The 25,406-nt window shown below is 37.7% G+C and carries 22 protein-coding genes and 3 other annotated features; of the genes, 11 read left to right on the forward strand and 11 right to left on the reverse strand.

Features of this window, described 5'->3' with window-relative positions:
* The first annotated feature begins 130 nt into the window (after window positions 1-130).
* The 3 genes from IGK86_RS02965 to IGK86_RS02975 all read left to right on the forward strand — a co-directional run bounded on the left by IGK86_RS02965 (window position 131) and on the right by IGK86_RS02975 (window position 2,627).
* Window positions 131-736 carry a TetR/AcrR family transcriptional regulator gene (locus tag IGK86_RS02965; RefSeq protein ID WP_002355664.1) on the forward strand — a complete coding sequence of 202 codons (606 nt, stop codon included), beginning with the start codon at window positions 131-133 and terminating at the stop codon, window positions 734-736.
* A 138-nt stretch (window positions 737-874) separates the two neighbouring features.
* A complete protein-coding gene (locus tag IGK86_RS02970; RefSeq protein ID WP_010707811.1) occupies window positions 875-1,954 on the forward strand; it encodes an ABC transporter permease in 1,080 nt (359 codons plus the stop codon).
* A gap of 4 nt (window positions 1,955-1,958) precedes the next feature.
* On the forward strand, window positions 1,959-2,627 hold the full coding sequence (locus IGK86_RS02975; RefSeq protein ID WP_002363221.1) for an ABC transporter ATP-binding protein: 669 nt from the start codon (window positions 1,959-1,961) through the stop codon (window positions 2,625-2,627).
* Between the two features lie 57 nt (window positions 2,628-2,684).
* Here the strand turns inward: IGK86_RS02975 and IGK86_RS02980 are convergent, their stop codons facing one another.
* The 5 genes from IGK86_RS02980 to IGK86_RS03000 form a co-directional block, all read right to left on the reverse strand.
* Window positions 2,685-3,248: a class I SAM-dependent methyltransferase gene (locus IGK86_RS02980; RefSeq protein ID WP_002355667.1), complete on the reverse strand. Its 564-nt coding sequence runs from the start codon at window positions 3,246-3,248 to the stop codon at window positions 2,685-2,687.
* On the reverse strand, window positions 3,248-4,216 hold the full coding sequence (locus tag IGK86_RS02985) for a TIGR01212 family radical SAM protein (RefSeq protein WP_002355668.1): 969 nt from the start codon (window positions 4,214-4,216) through the stop codon (window positions 3,248-3,250). The genes IGK86_RS02980 and IGK86_RS02985 overlap by 1 nt, the downstream gene beginning before the upstream one ends.
* Before the next feature lie 15 nt (window positions 4,217-4,231).
* Entirely contained in the window at window positions 4,232-4,882 is a 651-nt protein-coding gene (locus IGK86_RS02990; RefSeq protein WP_002355669.1) for a phosphatase PAP2 family protein, read from the reverse strand.
* A 167-nt stretch (window positions 4,883-5,049) separates the two neighbouring features.
* Window positions 5,050-6,075 (reverse strand): DUF4097 family beta strand repeat-containing protein, encoded by a 1,026-nt coding sequence (locus tag IGK86_RS02995; protein WP_002366219.1) that lies wholly within the window; start codon window positions 6,073-6,075, stop codon window positions 5,050-5,052.
* Window positions 6,075-6,734, reverse strand: a complete 660-nt coding sequence (locus tag IGK86_RS03000) for a DUF1700 domain-containing protein (RefSeq protein WP_078126840.1) — start codon at window positions 6,732-6,734, stop codon at window positions 6,075-6,077. Before IGK86_RS03000 ends, IGK86_RS02995 begins: the two co-directional genes overlap by 1 nt.
* 316 nt (window positions 6,735-7,050) lie before the next feature.
* Between IGK86_RS03000 and IGK86_RS03005 the strand changes: the two genes are divergently transcribed.
* Window positions 7,051-9,468, forward strand: a complete 2,418-nt coding sequence (locus IGK86_RS03005; RefSeq protein WP_104877108.1) for a LysM peptidoglycan-binding domain-containing protein — start codon at window positions 7,051-7,053, stop codon at window positions 9,466-9,468.
* 50 nt (window positions 9,469-9,518) lie between these two features.
* Window positions 9,519-9,751: a binding site (T-box leader), on the forward strand.
* 120 nt (window positions 9,752-9,871) lie between these two features.
* Window positions 9,872-12,286: a leucine--tRNA ligase gene (gene leuS / locus IGK86_RS03010; RefSeq protein WP_025193340.1), complete on the forward strand. Its 2,415-nt coding sequence runs from the start codon at window positions 9,872-9,874 to the stop codon at window positions 12,284-12,286.
* Between the two features lie 54 nt (window positions 12,287-12,340).
* On the opposite strand, the gene IGK86_RS03015 is transcribed toward leuS, so the two are convergent.
* The 5 genes from IGK86_RS03015 to IGK86_RS03035 all read right to left on the reverse strand — a co-directional run bounded on the left by IGK86_RS03015 (window position 12,341) and on the right by IGK86_RS03035 (window position 15,417).
* Complete coding sequence (locus tag IGK86_RS03015) at window positions 12,341-12,565, reverse strand: DUF3955 domain-containing protein (protein WP_002383054.1); 225 nt, start codon at window positions 12,563-12,565, stop codon at window positions 12,341-12,343.
* Window positions 12,566-12,661: 96 nt separating this feature from the next.
* Window positions 12,662-13,105: a hypothetical protein gene (locus IGK86_RS03020; RefSeq protein WP_002355676.1), complete on the reverse strand. Its 444-nt coding sequence runs from the start codon at window positions 13,103-13,105 to the stop codon at window positions 12,662-12,664.
* Between the two features lie 175 nt (window positions 13,106-13,280).
* Window positions 13,281-14,114 carry an amino acid ABC transporter substrate-binding protein gene (locus IGK86_RS03025; RefSeq protein WP_016616962.1) on the reverse strand — a complete coding sequence of 278 codons (834 nt, stop codon included), beginning with the start codon at window positions 14,112-14,114 and terminating at the stop codon, window positions 13,281-13,283.
* A 10-nt stretch (window positions 14,115-14,124) separates the two neighbouring features.
* Window positions 14,125-14,760, reverse strand: a complete 636-nt coding sequence (locus IGK86_RS03030; RefSeq protein WP_002355681.1) for an amino acid ABC transporter ATP-binding protein — start codon at window positions 14,758-14,760, stop codon at window positions 14,125-14,127.
* Window positions 14,761-14,772: 12 nt separating this feature from the next.
* Complete coding sequence (locus IGK86_RS03035; protein WP_002383057.1) at window positions 14,773-15,417, reverse strand: amino acid ABC transporter permease; 645 nt, start codon at window positions 15,415-15,417, stop codon at window positions 14,773-14,775.
* A gap of 53 nt (window positions 15,418-15,470) precedes the next feature.
* Window positions 15,471-15,713: a binding site (T-box leader), on the reverse strand.
* 154 nt (window positions 15,714-15,867) lie between these two features.
* Window positions 15,868-16,100 (reverse strand) — a binding site (T-box leader).
* Window positions 16,101-16,247: 147 nt separating this feature from the next.
* Here IGK86_RS03035 and IGK86_RS03040 point away from each other — a divergent pair.
* The 6 genes from IGK86_RS03040 (at window position 16,248) to IGK86_RS03065 (ending at window position 24,517) form a co-directional block, all read left to right on the forward strand.
* Window positions 16,248-17,879, forward strand: a complete 1,632-nt coding sequence (locus IGK86_RS03040; protein WP_016616963.1) for a peptide ABC transporter substrate-binding protein — start codon at window positions 16,248-16,250, stop codon at window positions 17,877-17,879.
* Between the two features lie 106 nt (window positions 17,880-17,985).
* Complete coding sequence (locus tag IGK86_RS03045; RefSeq protein WP_002355684.1) at window positions 17,986-18,234, forward strand: GlsB/YeaQ/YmgE family stress response membrane protein; 249 nt, start codon at window positions 17,986-17,988, stop codon at window positions 18,232-18,234.
* A 375-nt stretch (window positions 18,235-18,609) separates the two neighbouring features.
* On the forward strand, window positions 18,610-20,349 hold the full coding sequence (locus IGK86_RS03050) for a DUF2264 domain-containing protein (protein ID WP_024041614.1): 1,740 nt from the start codon (window positions 18,610-18,612) through the stop codon (window positions 20,347-20,349).
* A gap of 3 nt (window positions 20,350-20,352) precedes the next feature.
* Window positions 20,353-21,180 carry a hypothetical protein gene (locus tag IGK86_RS03055; RefSeq protein ID WP_016616966.1) on the forward strand — a complete coding sequence of 276 codons (828 nt, stop codon included), beginning with the start codon at window positions 20,353-20,355 and terminating at the stop codon, window positions 21,178-21,180.
* A gap of 382 nt (window positions 21,181-21,562) precedes the next feature.
* Window positions 21,563-22,726 carry a glycoside hydrolase family 88 protein gene (locus IGK86_RS03060; RefSeq protein WP_010706698.1) on the forward strand — a complete coding sequence of 388 codons (1,164 nt, stop codon included), beginning with the start codon at window positions 21,563-21,565 and terminating at the stop codon, window positions 22,724-22,726.
* A 12-nt stretch (window positions 22,727-22,738) separates the two neighbouring features.
* Window positions 22,739-24,517 (forward strand): glycoside hydrolase family 35 protein, encoded by a 1,779-nt coding sequence (locus tag IGK86_RS03065; RefSeq protein WP_033627779.1) that lies wholly within the window; start codon window positions 22,739-22,741, stop codon window positions 24,515-24,517.
* A gap of 24 nt (window positions 24,518-24,541) precedes the next feature.
* On the opposite strand, the gene IGK86_RS03070 is transcribed toward IGK86_RS03065, so the two are convergent.
* Complete coding sequence (locus IGK86_RS03070) at window positions 24,542-25,249, reverse strand: GntR family transcriptional regulator (RefSeq protein ID WP_002366233.1); 708 nt, start codon at window positions 25,247-25,249, stop codon at window positions 24,542-24,544.
* Between the last annotated feature and the right edge of the window lie 157 nt (window positions 25,250-25,406).

Raw genomic sequence — 25,406 nt, forward strand, 5'->3', positions numbered from 1 at the left:
GGTATTATTGCGCGATTCTTCTCCAAATAGCAGGCACATTGATTGTATATTTTTCGTTTTTTGTATAAAGGTCTCTCGTTTCTTGCCGGAGAATATGCTAAAATAAAAAGCAGCAGGGGGCGAGAAAACCATGGAAAAGCCAAATAAACGCAAAGCTGATTTAGAACGTACACGGCAAATTATTTTGTCTGTCGCTTCTGAATTATTCATGACAAAGGGGTTCAAAAATACCTCCACTCGTGAAATTGCTTTAAAAGCGAACATTACCCAACCGAATCTCTATCACCATTTTAAAAATAAAAAAGAACTGTATTTAGCTGTGATTGAAGAATTAACGTCCCGTGTTCAGGAAGAATTAGTCCCAATTGTTTCTGGAAATGCATCAGTAGAAGAAAAACTTTATCAATTAATCAAAGTTTTGTTAGATGAACATCCGACCAATCTTTTCTTAATGTTGAACGACATGTTTCAAGAAATGGGCCCTGATTACAATCGTACGCTGTATCAAATTTTCAAAAAAACCTATATCAATAATATTGCGGCTATTTTTGAAAGTGAACCTGAAACCAATTGCTTACAAGAGGGCATCAGTGTAGATGATGCAACTCGGTTTATTTTATATAACGTTAGTGCATTATTAAGTATTGAAAAAACGTACCAGCGAAAAACAGTGGATGACGATGTCAAAAAATTTATTCAATTTATGCTACATGGCGTTTTGAAAAGTCACAAATAAAAAATAGAGAAGCCCTGTTGAAAAACAGACTTCTCTATTTTTTTGTAAAATTCACTTATCAATCGATAAATAATTATTGATTTATCGATTGATAAGTGATATAGTTTATTTCGAAAAGAAGAAAGAGGTGAACCATTCATGTTTTTAGGATTTAATGAAATGAAGTATTCAAAAGGACGGTACGTCCTTGTAGTCTTAGTAATGGTCTTGATTGCTTGGTTAATTTTTATTTTGTCAGGTTTAGCGAACGGTTTAGCTCAAGGAAATCGTTTAGCGGTAGATCAATGGCAAGCGAATCAAGTGGTTTTATCAAAAGAGGCCAATAGTAATTTAAATGTATCAGTGTTAGATGAAAACGTGAAAGAAACGATTTCAGGAGGCAAAATTGCACCGATTGGTCAACAGTCGTTAGCTATCCGCCCAGCAGATGACAAAAAGGCTGAATTAACGAATGTTAGCTTATTTGGGATTGAAAAAGAAAGTTTTTTAATGCCAAAAGTGATTGAAGGAAACGCATTTACTGATAAAAATCAAGTGATTGCTTCAGAAACATTGAAAAATCAAGGATTTAAAATTGGCGACAAATTAACTGCAGGGAAATATGATGAGCAATTAGAAATTGCCGGCTTTATTTCTAAAAGTAGCTATAACATTGTGCCGGTTATTTACACTTCTCTGGATACTTGGCGGTCAATTAAATATGGTGACAATCCAGCAATGGCCAAAATGGTTAATGGTTTCATTGTTCGCAGCAAGGACAACGCGGAAGTTAAAACGACTAATAAAGACAGCCAAGTTCTTTCAATTTCAGATTTTATTGAAAAACTGCCAGGATACAGCGCTCAAAACTTGACCTTGGATGGCATGATTTATTTCTTGATTGTGATTGCAGCGTTCATTATCGGTATTTTTATCTTTGTGATGACTTTACAGAAAACAGCAATGTTCGGTGTCTTAAAAGTTCAAGGGGTGCCGACTAGTTTCTTAGCAAAGGCAGTCATGCTACAAACCGCTTTATTGGCTGTTCTAGGAGTGGCGATTGGTCTTGCTTTAACGGGAATTACCGTGCTCTTTTTACCAGAAGCGATGCCTTATGCAACTAATGGACCACGCATGATTTTGTTTAGTGTACTATTGATTTTATCTGCATTAATTGGCGGGGCATTTTCAATTCGAACGATTGCTAAAATTGATCCGTTAATCGCGATTGGAGGTTAGAGACATGGCAAATGTTTTAGAAATGAAAAATATTTATAAAAAATATGGTGAAAAACATACAGAAGTGATCGCGTTAAAAGAATTATCTTTTGCGGTTCAGCCAGGTGAATTTGTCGCAGTAATTGGTCCTTCTGGTTCTGGTAAAAGTACCTTTTTAACGATTGCAGCTGGCTTACAGGCACCGACAAGTGGTGAAGTCATTGTTGGCGGGCAATCACTAAATAAGTTAACGAAAAAGCAACGTTTGGCGCAACGTTTTCAAAAAATCGGCTTTATTTTACAAAGCTCTAATTTGGTGCCATTTTTAACAGTGGAAGATCAATTTCACTTAATTGAAAAAGTTGATAAGTCACGTAAAAATAGTGAATTAAAAGAGCAATTGTTAGAGACGTTGGGGTTAAAAGAATTACGAAATAGTTATCCTCGTGATCTCTCTGGTGGGGAAAGACAACGGGTAGCCATTGCGTGTGCATTGTATCATGAGCCAGACGTAATTTTGGCAGATGAACCTACGGCTAGTTTAGATACAGAAAAGGCGTTTGATGTTGTCCAATTACTAGCGAAAGAGGCTAAAGAGAAAGATAAAGGAATTATCATGGTGACACATGATGAGCGTTTGTTGAAATACTGTGATCGAGTGGTTCGTATTCGTGATGGTGAATTGACAGAGTAACAAAACAAATAAAAGAGAACATGGTCGGATTGCTAGAGACAATCCGATCATGTTCTCTTATTTCTTTTCAATACAGAAAAGAACAGGTGGCTGATTTTTTTGATTGATAAACTCATAACGTAAGACACTGTATACATCTTGTGGTAAGGCTTGCGTGTAATTCGTGACCAAATCAAGTTCCTCTGAACCACCTTCGTGGCCATAATAAACGACTAAAATAATGCGACTTCCTTTTACCAAATGAGGCAGTAACCCATCTAACGCCTGTTTAGTCGTAGCGGGTTTTGTAATAATTTCCTTATTACTTTTAGGTAAATAGCCTAAGTTAAAAATAGCGGCAGTGATTTCTGTTTCTTCATCTAGGACAGCATGAAGATGTTCATGTCCTAATGGAAATAACGTAGTTTGTGGGAGTAAATTAAGTTCTGTTAACTTTTGTTCTGTATTGATCAACGCTTCTTTTTGGATATCAAAGGCGAAAACTTCACCAGAAGGGCCAACCAGCTCTGCTAAGAATGCTGTATCATGACCATTTCCCATTGTTGCATCAATGACGAAGTCGCCAGGTTCCACCACTTCTTTTAAAAGTTGGTGACTAAAATGTAGGGCTGTTTGTAGCATTAATTGAAAACTTCCTTTCCTGAAATGACAGTATATTTTCCTTGATAACTGTTGCGGCGTTTCATTTCCGCATCAATCGCATTGAGAACTTCCCATTTTTTCAAGCTCCACATCGGTCCGATAATTGTTTCAAAGGGAGCATCGCCTGTCAAGCGATGAATAACAATTTCGGGTGGAATCATTTCTAACTGATCACAAATCACTGAAACATAGGCTTCTTTGCTCATCAATTGTAAGCGTCCTTCATTATAATCCCGCATCATTTTGGTATTTGTCATTAAATGAAGTAAGTGCAGTTTAATCCCTTGGATATCTGAATCCTGAATAGTTCGCCGCACATTTTCGCGCATCATGGCAGGTGTTTCCCCAGGTAGCCCGTTAATTAAATGTGTACAGACCCGAATCCCGTGTTTCCGTAATTTAGCCACACCATCTAGATATGTTTGATAATCATGAGCACGATTAATGGCAGCGCTAGTTTCCTCAAACGTGGTTTGCAAACCCAACTCTACCCATAAATAAAAGCGTTCATTTAATTCGGCTAAATAGTTCACTACCTCATCAGGCAAACAATCAGGACGGGTACCAATGGATAAACCAACGACACCTTTTTCATTGACTACTTGTTCAAACCGATGACGAATAACGTCAACGGGCGCATGTGTATTGGTGAAATTTTGGAAGTAAACAATGTATTGATCGACAGTTGGCCATTTTTGATGCATCAATTGGATTTCTTTTTGAAATTGAAGCGGCAGGGGATCGCTAGGTGCAACAATCATGTCGCCTGAGCCAGAAACACTACAGAACGTACAACCACCTTTGGCAACCGTCCCATCACGATTGGGGCAATCAAAGCCACCATCAATTGGCACTTTAAAAATCTTTTCACCAAACTGTTGACGAAGTGCATAGTTCCAAGTGTGATAGCGTTTATTTGGATCATCTGAATAAGGAAAAATTTGCATAATCAAGACTTCTTTCTAGCGTTGTTTGCTTTGAAATCGCCAAACAAAGCGTTTTTCTAAATAAATAGGGTAACTTAATAACAACCAAGCTAAACCAAGACAAAAACCACCTAAGATATCGCTAGGGAAATGGACACCTAAATAGATTCGACTAACCCCAATCATGAAAATCCCAATACCTAGTAAAATTTGCACACAAAGGCGGACCGTTTTATTTTTAATGAAAATTGGCAGAATCAATAAAATAGTGCCGTAGAACAAGGTACTTCCTACAGCATGTCCGCTAGGAAAACTATACGTATGTTCAGTTACTAAATGCTCCAAAGTAGGACGTTGGCGCATAAAGAATAATTTTAATAAAGAATTACCTACGCCAGCAATTAAGGCAGTATTAATAAAGAGCCATAATGCTTCAGCATAATATTTCCAAACAATAAACAGAGCAATGACAACGATTGCTAAGATGATAATCGTCAATGAATTGGCAAATTTGGTGTACCAAATAAAAAAGTTATTTAGCTGTGGAAAAGGACGACGAACAAAGGAAGTAATCGTTTGATCAAAGCCTTTGAGCCAGGTTGGATAAAAACGAACAACGTAGCCTAAAAACATAAATACTAAAAGAAAACAACTACCTGCAAATTGATAATAAAGTTTGTTTTTCATAAAAAATCCTTTCAAAATTTAATCGCAACAATCCGTATTATACCATCAAAAGGGTAAAAAATTAAAAGATAATTTCATTGCCTGATTTGGAGGGGATACAGATATTAAAAAAGTTCTGGCAGCACAATCTCTCATTGTGGTGCCAGAACTTTTTTAAATGGCCATGTTTATTGATTATCATCATCAGGAGTATCAACGGTAATATCGCCGAATTCGCTAGAAAGGTTAAACTCTGTATCCGCACGACCATTCTTATAAGATGTTCGCTCTTTGTTTAAAAGTTGAACATCGCCTAATTTTGATTCCCCTTTGATTGAAATGTTACGCAAAATTTCTCCAGAATTTACATAAATATCTCCATGGACAAGAGCGACAGTTAATTTTTTAGGCACAGCAGGCATGTCTAAAGAAAAATCACCATTTTCACTTGAAAAGTTAGCTTCTCCTTTGAAATCATAGACGCTAATATCGCCATCTGTCGTTGTTGCTTGGATGTTTCCACGAGCATTTTGCACTCGAATATCACCAGAAATAGTAGTATTTTTGATTTCATCGAAATAGGCTGAATCCAACGTTATATCGCCGTCAGTGGTTTCAACTGTTGCTTTTTTAGCGGAAGTATCCGCTGAAAGGTAGATACCATCTGAAGAGTTAAGCGTCATTTTTTTGGCTTTAACACCCGATAGACTAACATAAGAATTTGGTAGATTAGTTGTTAATTCGTCTACGTTAAAAGCATTCAATGAAACTTGTGAATGGGTTGAGCCATCAATTACTAACTTTTTCACATTATTAGGAATCTGGACACTCACGTTCGGTGTGAAGTCACTAAAAATACCAATATTAAAGAATGACAATTCGGGTTGGTTTTGTGTGCGAGTGGTATTGATGGTTGCTGTTATTTTATTTTTTTCTTCTTTGACATCTAAGGTGCCTTCAGCTTTTGAATAAAAGGCATTATTCGGTGATCGTAATCCCATTTTGTTACTATCAGTTTTATAAATGGTATAAGGGCCTTTGCCTTTTAAGGATAAGTGAAGTTCTTCGCCTGCTTGTTTATTTTTTAGTGTATAACTTTCTTTTAGCGGTGTGACTGATTTTTCCGCTTGCTTGTAATAATAGACGGCGCCAGATCCACCAATTAGCATCGCTAAGACAGCAATGGATAAGAGAATCCCTGTTGTTTTTTTCATTAGATATCACCTCGTAAAACAGCAATGTTCCATTGGAAATAACGCTTAAAGACATGTGCTGAAAATTTTAAAATTGGTAGAAACAGTAACCAACCAATGATTGATGCACCAAATAAAAAGAGACTCATAGATAATTGGAAAAAGGAAGCGGCATTTGCTTGGGTAATAACACTATAAATACCATAAATTGGTGAAAATAAAGTTGCAGCTCCGGCAATACCACAACCGACGTACATTAAGGCAATCCCTAAAATAACCCAAAACATGAAGAAAAAATTTAAACAGAAAATACCAAGCACTTGGAAAAATCGGGTTAGTGGCCGATGCTGTGGTCGTTGATAGTATGGAGAATCATTATCATAGTAAAATTCAGATTCTTCTTCATAGGGATGATCATAAGCAGGTGTAGACGCTGGAATTTCTTGCCAGCCATTATTTTCAATTTTTCGTTCCGTCAATTCGATGCCTTGTTCTTTTAAAATTTCTTCTGCGATAACCCGTGGTTTCCCCAATGATTTTGCCACTTGTTCTTCTGTTTCGCCTTCCGCAACACGAGCATCAAATAACGCCTTGTATTTCGCAAGAATAATAGCTTGATCTTTTGGATTTAATGCTTTTAAATAAATTTTCAGCTCAATAATAAAATGTTCTTTATTCATTCCGCTCCCTCTTTCTACACGATTCATTTCTCATCTTAAACTATAATTTCTTTTTGAGCGAATAACAAGAGGAATTAAAAAAATCAGACTAAGGTAAAGAAGCGTCTACAACTAAAGTCGCAGTTTTTTTCCGAGTAGTAACAAGAGAGGAAATCCATGTTAAAAAACATTACTTCTTTACAATCTAGTTACAGTAATATGAAATTTTGTTGAAGTGTTTTTAATTCGCCAGAAAAAAAGGTATACTTGTTATAATAACAAAACTAAAAAATTACATTTACATATAAGTTAAAAAAGGAAAGTTGGGGACGTATCAATGAAGAAAGAATCAATGTCACGTATCGAAAGAAGGAAAGCACAACAAAGAAAGAAAACGCCAGTACAATGGAAGAAGAGCACTACTTTATTCAGCTCGGCGTTAATTGTTTCATCTGTAGGAACGCCCGTTGCGTTACTACCAGTGACTGCTGAGGCAACAGAAGAGCAGCCAACAAATGCGGAAGTTGCCCAAGCACCTACTACGGAAACTGGCTTAGTAGAGACACCAACAACAGAAACTACGCCAGGAACTACGGAACAACCGACAACGGATTCGTCAACAACGACTGAATCGACAACTGAATCATCAAAAGAAACACCAACAACACCAAGTACCGAGCAACCAACAGCTGATTCAACTACACCTGTGGAATCAGGAACGACTGATTCTTCAGTAGCAGAAATTACGCCAGTAGCTCCTTCAGCAACCGAGTCTGAAGCAGCGCCTGCGGTTACACCCGATGATGAAGTAAAAGTACCAGAAGCTAGAGTAGCTTCTGCGCAAACTTTTTCAGCGTTATCACCGACGCAAAGTCCTTCAGAATTTATTGCCGAGTTAGCTCGTTGTGCACAACCTATTGCGCAAGCCAATGATTTATATGCATCAGTGATGATGGCTCAAGCAATCGTTGAAAGTGGTTGGGGAGCAAGTACGCTATCTAAGGCACCAAACTATAACTTATTTGGGATTAAAGGCAGCTACAATGGACAATCTGTCTATATGGATACATGGGAATATTTAAACGGTAAATGGTTAGTGAAAAAAGAACCTTTCCGTAAATATCCTTCTTACATGGAATCATTCCAAGATAATGCGCACGTGCTAAAAACAACTTCTTTCCAAGCGGGCGTTTACTATTATGCTGGGGCTTGGAAAAGCAATACAAGCTCGTATCGCGATGCAACTGCTTGGTTAACAGGTCGTTATGCGACAGATCCTAGCTACAATGCTAAATTAAATAATGTCATTACCGCATATAACTTAACTCAATATGATACACCATCTTCTGGTGGAAATACTGGGGGCGGAACAGTTAATCCAGGAACAGGCGGCTCGAACAATCAATCAGGAACGAACACGTACTATACTGTAAAATCAGGAGATACCTTGAATAAAATTGCCGCGCAATATGGTGTGAGCGTTGCTAATTTACGCTCATGGAATGGCATCTCTGGCGATTTAATTTTCGTTGGTCAAAAGCTCATCGTGAAAAAAGGTGCTTCAGGTAACACTGGTGGCTCAGGCAACGGTGGTTCTAACAATAATCAATCAGGAACGAACACGTACTATACTGTAAAATCAGGGGATACCTTGAATAAAATTGCCGCGCAATATGGCGTGAGCGTTGCTAATTTACGCTCATGGAATGGCATCTCTGGCGATTTAATTTTCGTTGGTCAAAAGCTCATCGTGAAAAAAGGTGCTTCAGGTAACACTGGTGGCTCAGGCAGCGGTGGTTCTAACAATAATCAATCAGGAACGAATACGTATTACACAATTAAATCAGGCGATACCTTGAACAAAATTGCCGCGCAATATGGTGTGAGCGTTGCTAATTTACGTTCATGGAACGGCATCTCTGGCGATTTAATCTTCGCTGGTCAAAAAATTATTGTGAAAAAAGGTACTTCAGGTAACACCGGCGGCTCAAGCAATGGTGGTTCTAACAATAATCAATCAGGAACGAATACGTATTACACAATTAAATCAGGCGATACCTTGAACAAAATTGCCGCCCAATATGGCGTGAGTGTTGCTAATTTACGCTCATGGAATGGCATTTCTGGCGATTTAATCTTCGCTGGTCAAAAAATTATTGTGAAAAAAGGTACTTCAGGTAACACCGGTGGCTCAAGCAACGGTAGTTCTAACAATAATCAATCAGGAACGAATACGTACTACACGATTAAATCAGGCGATACCTTGAACAAAATTTCTGCACAATTCGGTGTTAGTGTGGCTAACTTACAAGCCTGGAATAACATCAGCGGTAGTTTGATTTTTGCTGGTCAAAAGATTATCGTGAAAAAAGGCGCCAACTCAGGTTCAACGAATACGAACAAGCCTACGAATAATGGTGGCGGTGCGACAACATCCTACACGATTAAATCAGGTGATACGCTGAATAAAATTTCTGCACAGTTTGGCGTGAGTGTTGCTAATCTACGTTCATGGAACGGGATCAAAGGCGATTTAATTTTTGCTGGTCAAACAATCATCGTGAAAAAAGGCGCTTCTGCAGGTGGCAATGCTTCTTCAACAAATAGTGCATCAGGCAAACGCCATACAGTTAAAAGCGGTGATTCACTTTGGGGCTTATCAATGCAATACGGAATCAGCATCCAAAAAATCAAACAATTAAATGGCTTAAGCGGGGATACAATTTATATTGGTCAAACTTTAAAAGTTGGTTAATTTAAGATTGAAAAAAATAGCTATCTTTGGTAACATGAGTCTTATAATAGAAAAAAACAATGAGAAGGAATAGTAGAAAGAACCATGTGATAGAGAGCGTATGGCTGGTGGAAATACGTACAGAAGCTTTTGAACTCGCCTTTAAGTTACTTTTTTGAACAAACCAAGTAGGAAAAGTCGGTGACGATCGTTAAGACGTTTGAGGTTAAGGTGACGGTGACTGACCGTTTCTTTGACGAATTTAGGTGGTACCACGTTGCATTTGTATGTTCACGTCCTATAGGAATTTTTCCTATAGGACTTTTTTTTATCACTAAGTGGCTAGTTTAAGTCAGAATAGTGACAATGGCTGCAGGTGGCAAATTTTAAGAATGAAAAATTTTATATTACTAGGAGGAATAACATGAGCTACAATCACAAAGAGATTGAGAAAAAATGGCAAAAATATTGGGCTAAGAACAATTGTTTCAATACATTGGACGACCCAAATAAAGAAAAATTTTATGCACTAGATATGTTTCCCTATCCATCTGGACAAGGCTTACACGTAGGTCACCCGGAAGGCTATACAGCAACCGATATTCTTTCACGTATGAAACGTGCGCAAGGCTATAATGTTTTGCATCCAATGGGCTGGGATGCGTTTGGTTTGCCAGCAGAGCAATATGCGTTAGACACAGGAAATGACCCAGCTGAATTTACTAAGAAAAATATCGAAACATTCCGTCGCCAAATTAATTCACTAGGATTCAGCTATGATTGGAATCGCGAAATTAATACCACTGATCCTGAATATTACAAATGGACACAATGGATATTTACAAAATTATATGAAAAAGGGTTAGCTTATGAAGCAGAAGTTGCGGTTAACTGGGTACCTGAACTAGGAACTGTTATTTCAAATGAAGAAGTCATTGATGGAAAAAGTGAACGTGGCGGTTATGATGTGGTTCGCCGACCAATGCGTCAATGGATGCTGAAAATTACTGCTTATGCAGATCGCTTATTAGAAGATTTAGAGCTTGTTGATTGGCCAGAAAGTATTAAAGATATGCAACGAAATTGGATTGGACGTTCTGAAGGAGCCAATGTGACCTTTAAAGTCGCTGGTACAGAAGAAAGTTTCACGGTGTTTACAACCCGTCCTGATACCTTGTTCGGTGCAACCTATACTGTTCTAGCTCCTGAACTAGAACTAGTGAAAAAAATTACGACACCTGAACAAACAGCAGCTGTAGAAGCATATATTGAAGAAACCTCAAAAAAATCTGATCTAAATAGAACGGATTTAGCAAAAGAAAAAACAGGTATTTTCACAGGTGCGTATGCTATAAACCCGGTCAATGGCCAAGAAATTCCAATTTGGATTGGCGATTATGTTTTAGCAAGCTATGGCACAGGCGCAATCATGGCGGTCCCAGCGCATGATGAACGGGATTACGAATTTGCGAAAACATTTGGCATTGATATCCTACCAGTAATCGCAGGTGGCGACATTACAACAGAAGCCTATACAGGGGATGGACCGCATATCAATTCTGATTTCTTAAATGGATTAAACAAAGCAGAAGCCATCGCTAAAATGAATGAGTGGCTAGAAGAAAATCACGTAGGGAAAAAAGAAGTATCTTATCGTTTACGTGACTGGTTATTCTCTCGTCAACGCTACTGGGGTGAACCAATTCCTGTGATCCATTGGGAAGATGGAACAACCACAACGGTTCCTGAATCTGAGTTACCTCTACGTTTACCAGTAACATCGGATATTCGCCCAAGTGGAACTGGGGAATCGCCATTAGCAAACATTGATGAATGGGTCAATGTCGTCGACCCTGAAACTGGTATGAAGGGAAAACGTGAAACGAATACTATGCCACAATGGGCTGGAAGCTCTTGGTATTACTTACGATTCATTGATCCTCATAATAAAAATGAAATTGCTGATTTTGAAAAATTAAAACGTTGGTTACCAGTTGATATCTATATTGGTGGTGCCGAACATGCGGTGTTGCATTTACTTTATGCTCGTTTTTGGCATAAATTCTTATATGATATTGGTGTGGTTCCTACCAAAGAACCTTTCCAAAAATTATACAACCAAGGTATGATTTTAGGAGAAAACAACGAAAAAATGTCTAAATCACGTGGCAATGTTGTAAATCCCGATGATGTGGTGGCTAAATATGGTGCGGATACGTTACGTCTTTATGAAATGTTCATGGGCCCATTAGATGCTTCCATTGCTTGGAATGAAAATGGCTTAGAAGGAAGTCGTAAATTCTTAGATCGCGTTTGGCGTCTGATTGTTGATGAAGAAGGCAAAATGCGTGACCGAATTACCACAATTAATGATGGCCGTTTAACGAAAGTTTATCATCAAACGGTTAAAAAAGTGACAGAAGATATGGCAAACTTGCACTTTAATACAGCGATTTCTCAATTAATGGTTTTTGTGAATGAAGCCAATAAAGTGGATGCCTTACCTTATGAATATGTGGAAGGATTTGTCCAATTACTTGCGCCAATCGCGCCACATATTGGTGAAGAACTATGGCAAATTTTAGGTAACGAGGAAAGTTTAACTTATGTCCCTTGGCCAACCTATGATGAAGCAGCCTTAGTAGAAGATGAAGTGGAAGTAGTTTTCCAAGTGAACGGAAAATTACGTGGCAAACAAAATGTCGCTCGTGGGTTAAGCAAAGAAGAATTAGAACAAATTGCAATGAACCATGAAGCTGTTAAAGAATTTATTGAAGGAAAAACAGTGCGCAAAGTGATTGCTGTTCCAGATAAATTAGTAAATATTGTTGCAAATTAAGTTATATGTTTTTATTAAAAAAAGAGCCGGACGTATCAAAACGTCAGGCTCTTTTTAAGGTTGTTTTGTTTTACCTTTTTGATTCATATGTTCTTTACATGTGATTGTTATAACCGAAAGCAAGGCGATGAAGAGAAAAAAGTAACCAAGCGGCGTACAGAAAAAGGCGGGTTCTTTTAAAAGTCCATCGCTAGATAATGTTGATCCAACTAAAATAGAGATCATAAATAATAAAAGACTAATCAAGCCAAGAAATAAGCTAATACGATATTTTTTCAACTTCAGTTCCTCCTTTAATGAACTATCACTAAGATAAATCAAAAAGGTTAACTTTTTTTTAGGCAACTGTTAAAACTTAGATAAGAAATCTATTTTCTAAGTTTGTCGTTGTTGGTAATTGGTTAAGATCATACGTGAAAAGGGACCGACAATCAGCAATTGATAAGGAAGGGCAACAATAAAGTTCAGGCCCCAAGCTTGGAAATACGCACTTAGTGACAATGTCTGGCCTTCCATTAATAAGCCAAATAAAGACATACAAGTCACCATGCCGATAATCATGAGACTCGAAATGGTCAGAATAAGTAATAGCCGTTTTTCTTTATTAAAGGGTAAAGAAAAAGCGATTTTCTTAGCTAAGACACCAACGATGAAAACGTCTAAAATAAAAGCAACGATAAATCCAGGAAGCAAACCTTTTGATAAGGCGTACAATGAAAATTCTCCATGCAATAATAAATTATAGGTGCTCATTCCGAAAACCATCAGAAAGCACATTAACGTAGTAAAAAGCATTCCTTCTTTTTTATTAGTAGGCATTTTTTTCTCCTTTCATTTATTGAGAGTAATGATTGTTCTAGGCAGAAAAGGACAAATTCTCTCGACTTTTACTAGTGTAGCAAAAATAAAAGTTCTTCATAAGTTAGAATTTGCTAAGAATTTGATTCAAATAAAAAGGTGTACTAAGTCAGCAGTACACCTTTTTATTCGTTATTTAGTTTATTTTTGTGTTATTTGTAACATCCTCTCCAAACCATTTTTGAGAAATTTTACTAAGGGTGCCATCTTTTCGTAACGTTTCAAAGGCAGTATTGATTTTTTGGACTAATTGATTGTCTGATTTGCGGACGCCCACAGCAAAATCTTCATTGTCATAGCCGACATGAGAAATAGTATAGTTTTTTAAATTATCTTCGTGGGAAAGATAGTAGTTGGCGTAGACGCGATCAATTAGGAGCCCATCAATTCGGCCAGATTTTAAATCTAAGAAAGCTTCATTAAAGCCGTCATATAAAATAGGCGTTTGGTCTTTAACAAATTTTTTCAAAACGTCAGGCTGACTTTCGAAGCCATCATAGCCAGAAGAGCCATTTTGAACCCCTAAAATTTTACCTTGCATGTCGCTCGCTGTTGCAATGTTTTTTTCTTTTAAAGAAACAAGTACTTGGTCGTTCGTCATGTAAGGTTGTGTGAATTGAACTTTTTCGGCCCGCTCGCTCGTTTTAGTGTAGCCATTCCAAATAAGATCAATGGTTTGATTTTGTAATTCTGTTTCTTTCATAGACCAATCAATCGGTTGGAAGTCAACGGAAATGCCATAAAGTTTAAAAACCGCTTTGGCTAAGTCGACATCAAAGCCGACAATTTTGCCTGCTTTATCTTGAAAACCCATGGGCACAAAGGAGTCATCTAAGCCAATAATAATCCGTTTTTCTTCGTTAATCCGTGTCCATTGATCTTCGTTGCTTTTTCTTTTACCACAACCTGTAAATAGGAGTAAACTGCAACAGATAACCAGCAAGGCTAAAGAATATTTCTTTTTCATCATAAACTCCTTTCTATTGGACGGGGGCAACCGTCAAAAGGTTGTCTGCAATTTTTTCAGCGAAAGCCATATCGTGGGTCACGACAATCTGTGTCATGCCTTGTTTCCGTAAATCTAAAATAACTTCTTCCACTTGTTGGCGTAAAGCTGGATCTAGCGCGCTCGTTGGTTCATCGTACCCAAGAACTTTTGGCTTCATTGCTAAGGCACGAGCAAGTGCAACTCGTTGTTTTTGTCCACCAGAAAGTTGGTACGGATAGAGTTTTTCTTTACCAGCCAAGCCCAATTTTTCCAGTAATTCTAAAGCTTCTTGCTGACTTTTTGCTTTTTCTTCTTTTAGTACTAATGTAGGTGCTAAGGTAATGTTTTCTAAAACTGATAAGTGAGGGAAAAGTTGGAAATCCTGGAAAACGACCCCAACCACTTGATCGGCATTGTCCATTTCAGCAGGATTGAAAGGAACACCATCCAACAAAAGCTCACCAGAATCAATGGTTTCTAAACCAGCCAAACAACGAAGTAAAGTGGTTTTTCCGCCGCCTGAAGGACCAACAATCGTTAAAATTTTACCCTCTGGAATTTCTAAATTTAAGTGATCAATAATGGTCCGGTTGTCAAAATGTTTGGTTAAATTTTTAATAGTTAACATGGTAGAGTCCTCCTATTTATAATATTGATAGAATTTTTCAATTTTCTTAGAAGCAACAGTCAAAATTGCCGTAAAGAGTAAATAAATCACTCCCACTAAAGCTAATGGTACTAATGTAACATCGCGGCTCATCGCAATTTTACCAGCACGTAAAAGATCGCCTAAGCCAAGTACATAAATAAGAGAAGTATCCTTGACCAAATTGATAATTTCATTTCCTACGGAAGGCAGCACGATTTTAACAACTTGTGGCAAAATAATCCGCGTGACTGTTTGAAAACGTGTTAAACGTAAAACCTTAGCAGCTTCATATTGACCTTGGGGAATTGCTTGAATCCCCCCGCGGAAAATTTCAGCAAAGTACGCAGCATAATTTAAAATAAATGCGAATAAGGCCGCATCATAACGTTCAAAGACAATACCAATTAATGGTAAGCCGTAAAAAACAAAAATTAATTGTAACAATAGCGGAGTGCCGCGCATTAACCAAATGTAGAGGTTAATTAAGTAACGTAAAGGTTTAAACGAACTTTGTAAAATAAAGGCAATGATAATCCCCAGTGGAATCGAGCCAAGGAGCGTAAAGAAAAAGACTTTCAGTGTCATGCCAGCTCCGCTAACTAAAGCAGGTAAAATTTCTAAAATATAATCCATCATTTTTTCCTCCAACAATTTTTATTAAAAAACAAAAAAGCCTCTTGGCTGTGAGCCAAGAGGACGAATCGCATTCGTGGTGCCACCTCAATTTACTTATCTTTCACAAGATAAGCCTTATGTAGTTGCGTTGACAACTACTCTCTGTTAACGATAGAGTCACCGGTTTTTCTTACTAAAGGATTCAGAAAAACATCTTTTAGGTGTGAGTAAAGAAGAATCCATCTTTTTCTTTCAGCCAATGAAAAAGTCTCTGTAAAGGAAGAGCTAAATTACTATGTCCTAAGCTTTGATTGTAAGTATGAAATTGTTCGAACGGAACAGAAAACCTGTTGCTTTTCTAGCGTATCCCATTGAGCATATAGAAAAGGGGACAACAGACAGGAGCGGTTAAGGCATTCTCTCAGTTTGAAAAGCGCATCTAAAAAACAAAAAAGTCCTTTGGCTGACTAGCCAAAGGACGAATAATCAATTATCGTGGTTCCACCTTAGTTTATTCGTGTTTCGCAACACGAACCTTATGAAGTTCATAACTTCGCCTGTTAACGAGTGGTCCCGGACTTTCCTACTAAGGGTTCAAAAAGTCAACTCCCAGATGTGGTTCGCTGTTTCTTTACGTCTTTTTCCACCAACCAAAGACTCTCTTCACTAAAGGAAACAGTTACTCTTCTGTTCTCTGTTTTTCAATACTGTACCACCAGAAAAAATATCTGTCAACTCTTATTCTTAAAAAAATATTTTTCTTTCAAAAAGTAAGTGCTGAAAAAGGACAAATGTATGGAAAATCATGTAAAATGTAGGTAAGTTGTTTGAACAGAAGGAGGAGTTTTGGTATGAAACAGAAAAAGTGGTTAATCGGACTTGTTGCACTGGGCTTGGTTTTAGCAGCATGTGGAAGTGGCGGTTCGAAAACAACCTCGAACGAACCAATTACACAGAAAATTAACGTCGCATCTGGTGGTGAACTCTCGACATTAGACAGCGCTCATTATACAGATGTCTATAGTTCCGATATGATTGGTCAAGTAGTTGAAGGCTTGTATCGACAAGATAAAAACGGAGATCCTGAGCTAGCTATGGCGAAAGCAGAGCCACAAGTTAGTGAAGACGGGTTAGTCTATACATTCAAGTTACGAGAAGCAAAATGGACAAACGGGGATCCAGTTAAAGCAGGGGATTTTGTAGTTGCGTTTAGAAACGTGGTCGATCCAGCGTATGGTTCAAGTAGCAGTAATCAAATGGATATTTTTAAAAATGGGCGTGCGGTGCGGGAAGGACAAGCCACGATGGAAGAATTTGGTGTCAAAGCAATCGATGACCAGACACTAGAACTAACATTAGAAAATCCAATTCCTTATTTAGCCCAAGTCTTAGTTGGAACACCTTTTATGCCTAAAAATGAAGCCTTTGCCAAAGAAAAAGGTACTGCCTATGGGACTTCTGCAGATAATTTTGTTGGCAATGGACCATTTGTAATTTCAGGTTGGGATGGCAATTCCGAAACTTGGAAATTGAAGAAGAATGATCATTATTGGGATAAAGAACACGTAAAATTGAATGAAATTGATGTTCAAGTAGTGAAAGAAATTGGCACAGGAGCCAATCTTTTTGATAATGGCGATTTAGATTACACTGTTTTAGCAGATACTTATGCACTTCAGTATAAAGAGTCAAAACAAGCGCATTTTGTGCCTAAAGCCATGGTGGGTTATTTAAGTCCCAATCATCGCCGTGAAATTACCGGCAACGAACATGTTCGAAAAGCTTTTTTACAAGCGATTGATAAAGAAACTTTTGCAAAAGAAATTTTAGGAGATGGCTCGACAGCTTTAAATGGTTTTGTACCAGCTAATTTTGCAAAAAATCCAGATACAGGTGAAGATTTCCGCAAAGAAAATGGTGATTTATTGCCATATAATATTAAAGAAGCCCAAGCTAACTGGAACAAAGCGAAAGAAGAGTTGGGCAAAGATAAAATTGAATTGGAACTAATCTCAGCGGACTCAGCGATTGCCAAGAAAACCATTGAATTTGTTCAAGGGCAATTGCAACAAAATTTACCAGGTTTAACAATCAAATTAAAATCATTGCCTTTGCAAAATCGTTTGGATTTACAAACAGCAGGTAATTACGATTTAGCCTTTGGAACATGGACACCTGACTATGCTGATCCCATTAATTTTTTAGAATTTTATGACTCAAAAAGTGGCTTAAATACTTCTGGTTATAACGATTCAGCGTATGATGCGGGTCTCCAAAAAGTTAGAAAAGATTACGCTAATGAACCTGAAAAACGCTGGAATGAATTACTAAGTTTAGAAAAAACATTAATTGAAAAAGATGCTGGTGTTTTACCACTATTCCAAGGAGCCATTGGTTACTTGAAATCAGATCGCCTACAAGGTTTGCAAGTATTTTCTTTTGGTCGCACAGTATCCTATCGTTTAGCTTATGTAGAAGAATAAATTGACTTCTGAAAAGTCCTATCTTTTGAAAAAGTCTGCTTTCTGTTTTATCCTTAAAGTAGGAAAATTAACTAAAAAAATCAACTATGAAAGGTAGGTTTTTCAAATGTTTAGCTTTCTATGGGCATTAATTGTCGGAGGAATTATTGGCGCAATTGCTGGCGCAATTTTAGGAAAAGACGTGCCAGGTGGCATTATTGGAAATATTATCGTGGGCTTTTTAGGAAGTTGGGTAGCATCACTCTTGTTGCCTTCTTTAGGACCAGTCATCGGAGGTTTTCCAATTATCTCAGCGTTGCTAGGAGCGATTATCTGTATCGCTATTTACTCTTTTATTGTAAACCGCAAGGCGTAAAATTGTATCAAAATGATATCTTGAAAAGCATCATAAAACTTGTGAAGGTTGATCAAACCATTACTTTTGATGTCTTTTCTCTCATATTTTAAGTCTATGACAAAAATCTCTTTGGATTTTTGTCATAGACTTTTTTTTAAAATATTTATTATGAGAATTTCCTGCGTTAGACTGCTTATTTTTCATTTATTATTCATTTTTGATAAAGGAAGTTTTGTTGGATAAAGTGAATAGCTCAAGGCTCAACAAAAATAAAGAAAAAATTAATATGTTAAGTTCAAGGTGAGTGAAATTCTGCTCTCATAATACGCCGTTTTATTCATTAAACGATAGTTGAAAAAAATAAGTGCCCTTGTTATTCTTTGAATTAAACTAATGGGGGCGAAAAGCATGGAATCGTTAAAAAGTAATCTTTTTTTGACCAGAGAAGCATATTTGGAAGCTTTTGAAACAATCATGACACCTTTAAAAACGGCTATTTTAACATCAGAAAAACCTGGCGTGAATTTTGGGTCCAGTGGTGCTGTCTATGATCAGCAACATGCTGAAATGGAAGCGCTCATTCGACCATTATGGGGAATTGGACCGTATTGGGTTGCTTGTAAAGATGATGTTTTAAGAGATGCTTATGTGGAAAAATTAATCGCAGGAACTGATCCGTCATCCCCAGATTATTGGGGCGATATTGTTGATTATGATCAATATATTGTGGAAGCAGCAGCATTATCTTTAACTTTATTGCTTCATAAGACATATTTTTGGTCCTGTTTTTCTGAGAAACAGCAAGAAAATATCATGGTTTGGTTAAATAAAGCACTTGGGTGTAAAATTCCTAAAAATAATTGGACGTTTTTCAAAGTGCTCATTCGTTTGGCACTCGAGGGATGTGGACAAGTGATTAACCAAGCGGAACTAGAGGAAGAATTGGCGTTGATTGAACGCATGTATTTAGGTGATGGTTGGTATATGGATGGTAAAACTACGCAAAGAGATTATTATATTTCGTTTGCTTTTCATTATTATAGTTTGATTTATGTCAAATTTATGCGAGAAAGAGATCCTATTCGTGCGAAACGTTTTACAGAACGAGCCGTTATGTTTGCTCAGGACTATCTGTACTATTTTGATGAGGAGGGCGAAGCGTTACCTTACGGACGTAGTCAAACGTATCGGTTTGCTCAAGGAGCATTTTTCGCAGCTTTGATATTTGCAGAAGTAGAGGCTTTACCTTGGGGACAAATAAAAACGCTGTTAGCAAAACATTTACACTGTTGGATGCAACAGGCTATTTTCACTTATGATGGTCGGTTGTCCATTGGCTATCATTACGAAAATTTAGTAATGGCAGAAGGTTATAACGCACCAGGCTCTCCGTATTGGGCCTTTAAAACATTTTTGTTGCTCGCTGTGGATCAAGACCATCCGTTTTGGCGTGCTGAACCGTTGGCGATAAAACGAGAAGAAAAGCGTTTGATAGAAAAGGGAAACATGTTATTAATCCATCCTAAAATGAAAACACATGTCCTCGGCTATCCTGCAGGACTATGGCTTGAAAATCAAGCGCATGCCGCGGCTAAATATAGTAAATTTGTCTATTCTAGCCGCTTTGGTTTTAGCGTTCCCAAAGCTGGCGCGTGTTATGAGGAGGGAGCTTTTGATAACGTATTGGCTGTTTCTCGTGATGGTGAATATTTTCGTGTTAAAGGGAAAGTTCATGATTTTTATTTAACAGAGGAGCAAGTTTATTATAAATGGCTACCTTTTCAAGAAGTAGAAATTGAAACAACCATTTATCCTTTTGGGGAATGGCATGTTAGAGTACATGAAATAGTGACATCGGTTCCATTAAAAGTGCGCGAAGGAGGATTCAGTCTACCGTTACTTGGAAAATTTTCAGAAAAAGAACTTGGTAAAGAGTGGGCTAGAGTCGATTCAGGAGAATTGTGTTCGCAAATAATTGCAATTGAAGGGTATGACCACGCAGGTATTCTTCAACCTGAACCCAATACATCGTTGTTTTTCCCAAGAACAAGTTTACCTTATTTGCAAAAAGAGCTACCAATAGGAACGCATCGCCTGATTTGTTTGGTAGGTGGTGTGACAAGGGAGGAATAAAAAATGATAAAAATCGAATTGAAAAATAAAGACAATCAGATTATTACTGGCCGAATCGATCACGAGAAGCCAGAAGCGCCATTCGTGGCGGAGGGAGACACGTTAGCGGTATTAGCAATTAAACAGTACCTTTATCAAGTTGGCGATAAAATTGTAGTGACTTATACTGGGGCTATCCCTTATTTGATGGTTCAATTAGATGAAACTTTGGCTCCTTCATTGATTTATCTAAAAGAAAAAGTTTGGGAATATCAAATTCCATTAGAAGAATCTGCTCGAAAAGCTTTTGTTGATACGGCCTTTCATTCAGCAAGGCACCAAATAATGGTTCGACAAGCGCACACGTTTGAAAAAGACAATTATCAAAATCTTTCTATGAATACACATGACCAAAAAGAATATTCAGGAGCCTATCCTCATGCGTATGCAAACGTTGAAACGAGAGACGATGCTGTTTTCTTTGCGAAAAATGCTATTGATTCTAAGTTTGGTAACCTTTCTCATGGCTCGTATCCATTTGCTTCTTGGGGAATTAACCAACAAAAGGAGGCACAGTTAACGATTGACTTTGGCAGGCCTGTAGAAACGGACTGGATCCGCTTGTTATTTCGGGCGGATTACCCACATGATAGCTATTGGGAGGAAGTCACTTTAGCCTTTTCAGATGGAGAGGAACGAGTAGTTGCCACAACGAATACCGCCTGTTTTCAAGAAATAAAGTTCCCAATGAAAACAACACAAACTTTGACATTAAAATGCTTACGAAAAGCGCTGGACTCTTCTCCGTTTCCAGCGTTGACCCAAATTGAAGTATTCGGTCGGAATAAATAACAAGAGGTCGGGACAGAACCGTTTAGCTCCGAGAAATAAGAAGAAATTTCCGAAAATTGATCTTTGATTTTTGGAGACCAAGTAGGTATTGTTCATCATCGAATCACTACGTTCTTCGTGATTCTCAACAATTTCGGCTTATTTCCGAAGGACCTTCAACTCTTAGAGCTTTAGCTCTTAGAAGTTGTTGAGATCGGAGCAACGCGTAGTATTGGTTCTTTTCCCGCCGTTTATCAGTTTTTGAGCGTGGAGCAAAAATCCAAAGTGATTTTTGTCCCACGCTCTTGTTTTTAAGATAAATAATCAAGAAAGGTCGCTTTTTATTTTCTTTTACGTTATAATACAATAAGTTAATATGTTAACAAGTTAAGGAGTGATGGAGATGTGTAGTCAAGAAAATAAACAAAGACTGATCTCTCTAGGAGAAAATGTCACAGATGAATGGATTCAAACGCAATTAAATGAATGCGTTTCAAAAATTGCTAAAAATATGCAGCGTTTCGGAACACAGTTTCCTTCAGCTTGTGCTACGAATGGTCGATATCGTCTCAAAGCTAACGATGATTGGACCAATGGCTTTTGGACAGGCATGCTTTGGCTGGCATATGAGTGGTCTCACCAAGAAAAATTTCGTTTACTGGCAATGGAAAATATTGACAGCTTTCAACAACGATTAGAGGAGCATTTTGTTTTGGACCACCATGACATTGGTTTTTTATATAGTCTATCGGCGGGTGCTGGGTATAAAATTACCGGTGATGAGCGCTGTAAACAAGAAGTGCTAGCTGCCGCTGAAGTATTGTCAGCACGATTCCAAGAAAATGGCTCCTTCATCCAAGCGTGGGGCCATTATGGTGATCCCAAAGAATATCGATTAATTATCGACTCATTAATGAATTTACCGCTTTTATTTGAAGCAACTAAATTATCTGGAAATAGGGTTTATGAGGAAATCGCCTCACGTCACTATCATACGTTAATGAAAACGGTGATTAAATCCGATGCGACAACTTATCATACCTATTATTTTGATCCAGAAACAGGCAAACCAAAACATGGAGCTACGCATCAAGGACATAGTGATACTTCCATTTGGGCACGAGGCCAAAGTTGGGCAATTTTAGGGATTCCCCTAAACGAAACATTTCTCCATTCCCAACCATTTCCAGAAATGTATCCACAAATAGTGGAGGTTTTTCTAGCTCATTTGCCAGCAGATTTAATTCCCTATTGGGATTTTGATTTTAATGACCAAATGCCATCTGACAAAGATAGCTCGGCACTGGCAATTGCGGCATGTGGTTTATTGGAAGCAGACAAACTACAGGCTTTTCCTCAAGCGAAAGAGCTTGCCAAAGGAATGATTTATCAATTAGGAGAATATTATCGTACGCAAAATGATTCCGAAAATGAAGGACTGCTACTCCATGGTGTTTACGCACATGCAGAAGGAAAAGGGATTGATGAACCCAACTTATGGGGCGATTATTTTTACATGGAAGCCTTAATGCGTTTAGCAAAACCATCATGGCAAAGATACTGGTAAAGGGGAAAAATGATGCAAACGTTTGAGATTAAAGAAGACTTTTTATTAAATGGACAACCAATAAAAATTATTAGCGGGGCGATTCATTACTTTCGAATGACACCTAGACAATGGGAAGATAGCCTCTATAATCTGAAAGCTTTAGGGGCTAATACAGTAGAAACCTACATTCCTTGGAATATTCATGAACCAGAAGAAGGCGTATACGATTTTGAAGGAATGAAAAACATTGAAGCATTTGTCCGCGTGGCAGAAAAACTGAATTTACTAGTTATTCTGCGTCCTTCGGCTTATATTTGTGCAGAATGGGAGTTTGGTGGCTTACCAGCATGGCTTTTGAAAGAAAAAGGCGTGCGATTACGTTCGACAGATCCTATTTTTATGACTAAAGTTCGTAACTATTTTCAAGTATTATTGCCTAAACTAGCACCACTGCAGATAACACAAGGTGGACCAGTGATCATGATGCAGGTTGAAAATGAATATGGGTCCTATGGCATGGAGAAAGCGTACTTGCGACAAACCAAGCAGATAATGGAAGAACTGGGGATTGAGGTTCCTCTTTTTACATCTGATGGCGCTTGGGAAGAGGTTCTGTATGCGGGGACGTTAATTGAAGAGGATGTTTTTGTGACAGGAAATTTTGGTAGTCATTCGAAAGAAAATGCTGCCGTTTTGAAAAAATTTATGACTCGTCATGGTAAAAAATGGCCGTTGATGTGCATGGAATACTGGGATGGGTGGTTCAATCGTTGGGGTGAACCAGTGATTCAGCGAGAAGGTACCGACTTGGCGAAGGAAGTAAAAGATATGCTGGCAGTGGGTTCTTTAAATCTCTATATGTTTCATGGAGGAACAAATTTCGGCTTTTATAATGGGTGTTCGGCGCGAGGTGCAAAAGATTTACCTCAAGTCACTAGCTATGATTATGATGCTTTATTAACAGAAGCAGGAGAACCAACAGAAAAATATTATGCCGTTCAAAAAGCAATTAAAGAAGCATGTCCAGAAGTTTGGCAAGCACAACCACGCACGAAAAAACTGGGGAATTTAGGAAGCTTTCCAGTAACTGCTAGCGTATCCTTATTCGCAGTAAAAGATCAAATGATGACACCGAAGACCACCGCGTATCCATTAAGTATGGAAGAAGCTGGCTCAGGCTATGGCTACTTGCTTTATTCGTTTGATTTAAAAAATTATCATCATGAAAATAAACTAAAAGTGGTCGAGGCCAGTGATCGTTTACACATTTATGTAGATGGAGATTTAGCTGCTACCCAATATCAAGAGACAGTGGGAGAAGAGCTACTCGTTTCAGGACAAACTGAAAAAGACACACTTGCGTTAGATATCTTAGTGGAAAATTTAGGTCGCGTTAATTATGGCTTTAAATTAAATAATCCGACACAAAGTAAAGGAATTCGAGGTGGAGTGATGCAAGACATTCATTTTCATCAAGGCTATCAACACTATCCCTTAACTTTTTCACAAGAGCAATTAGCCAAGATTGATTACACAGCTGGAAAAAATCCATTGCAGCCTTCATTTTATCAAGTAACATTTGAATTAGAACAGCTAGCAGACACGTATATTGACTGTCGAGGCTACGGCAAAGGATTCGTTGTGGTCAATGGTCATCATCTAGGTCGTTATTGGGAAATAGGCCCCATTCATTCGCTGTATTGTCCCAAAGAATTTTTACAGCAAGGACAAAATGAAGTAGTAATTTTTGAAACAGAGGGAATTGAAATTGAGTACTTGAAATTTACGAATCAAGTAATCATAGATTAAAAAAATAGAAGTAGAAGCTGAAATTTATTCGGCTTCTACTTCTATTTTGGTTTTGAAATATTTCCAATGTTTATAACTAATAATATATTCAGCAACACTACCATCTGCGAGATAGGAATGTTTAACTTGTTTAACAGCGGGTTCACGAAAACTTAATTGAAGTAAATTCAATAACTCAGCATCTTCGGGAAAGACAATTTCATTTGTTTCTACAGAAGCCAACGAGAAGAGGTCTACTGAAAAATCTTTACGGACTCGTTCATACACACTTGCATAAGCTGTGAGGTCCTTTGAGAGCGGCTCTTTAACAAGCTTTTTGGGAAGATGTGTGATATGTACGAGAAAGGGTGTATCTTCAGAATAGCGTACACGCTTGATTCTATAATAAGAAGCGTTAGCTGGTAAGCCTAATTCCTTTAAAATTTCGGCTTGATTTTCTTCTTCAATTGAAAGGACTTTAACTTTTTCAGAGTCTAAAGAATGCAACTCGATATCAGAAAATTTTACATTTTGAGAAACTTTTGATTTCGAAACAAAGGTCCCTTTTCCTTGGATACGATACAAGTAACCTGCACTGGTTAGCTCATTCAGTGCTTTGACAGCTGTGATAGAACTAACAGCATATTTTCGTTTAATATCGGCTTCAGAATAAAATTTATCACCAGGAATAAAGGTATGATTTTTTATTTCACGTAAAAGGTCTTGTTTAATTTGTTCATATTTAGGTAACATGCGATTGCCTCCATTCTAGTAATCGAATGAATTAAGCATAACATGTTAACTAGCCTTTAGCAAACACTTTGAAAAAGAGGAAAGACAATTTTTATTTAAAGAATTCAAAAAAATAAATTCAATATATTAAGATATTAGGTTTACGGATAACTTAGTA

The organism is Enterococcus sp. DIV1206 (genome assembly GCF_051712485.1).
GTDB classification, from domain to species: domain Bacteria; phylum Bacillota; class Bacilli; order Lactobacillales; family Enterococcaceae; genus Enterococcus; species Enterococcus faecalis.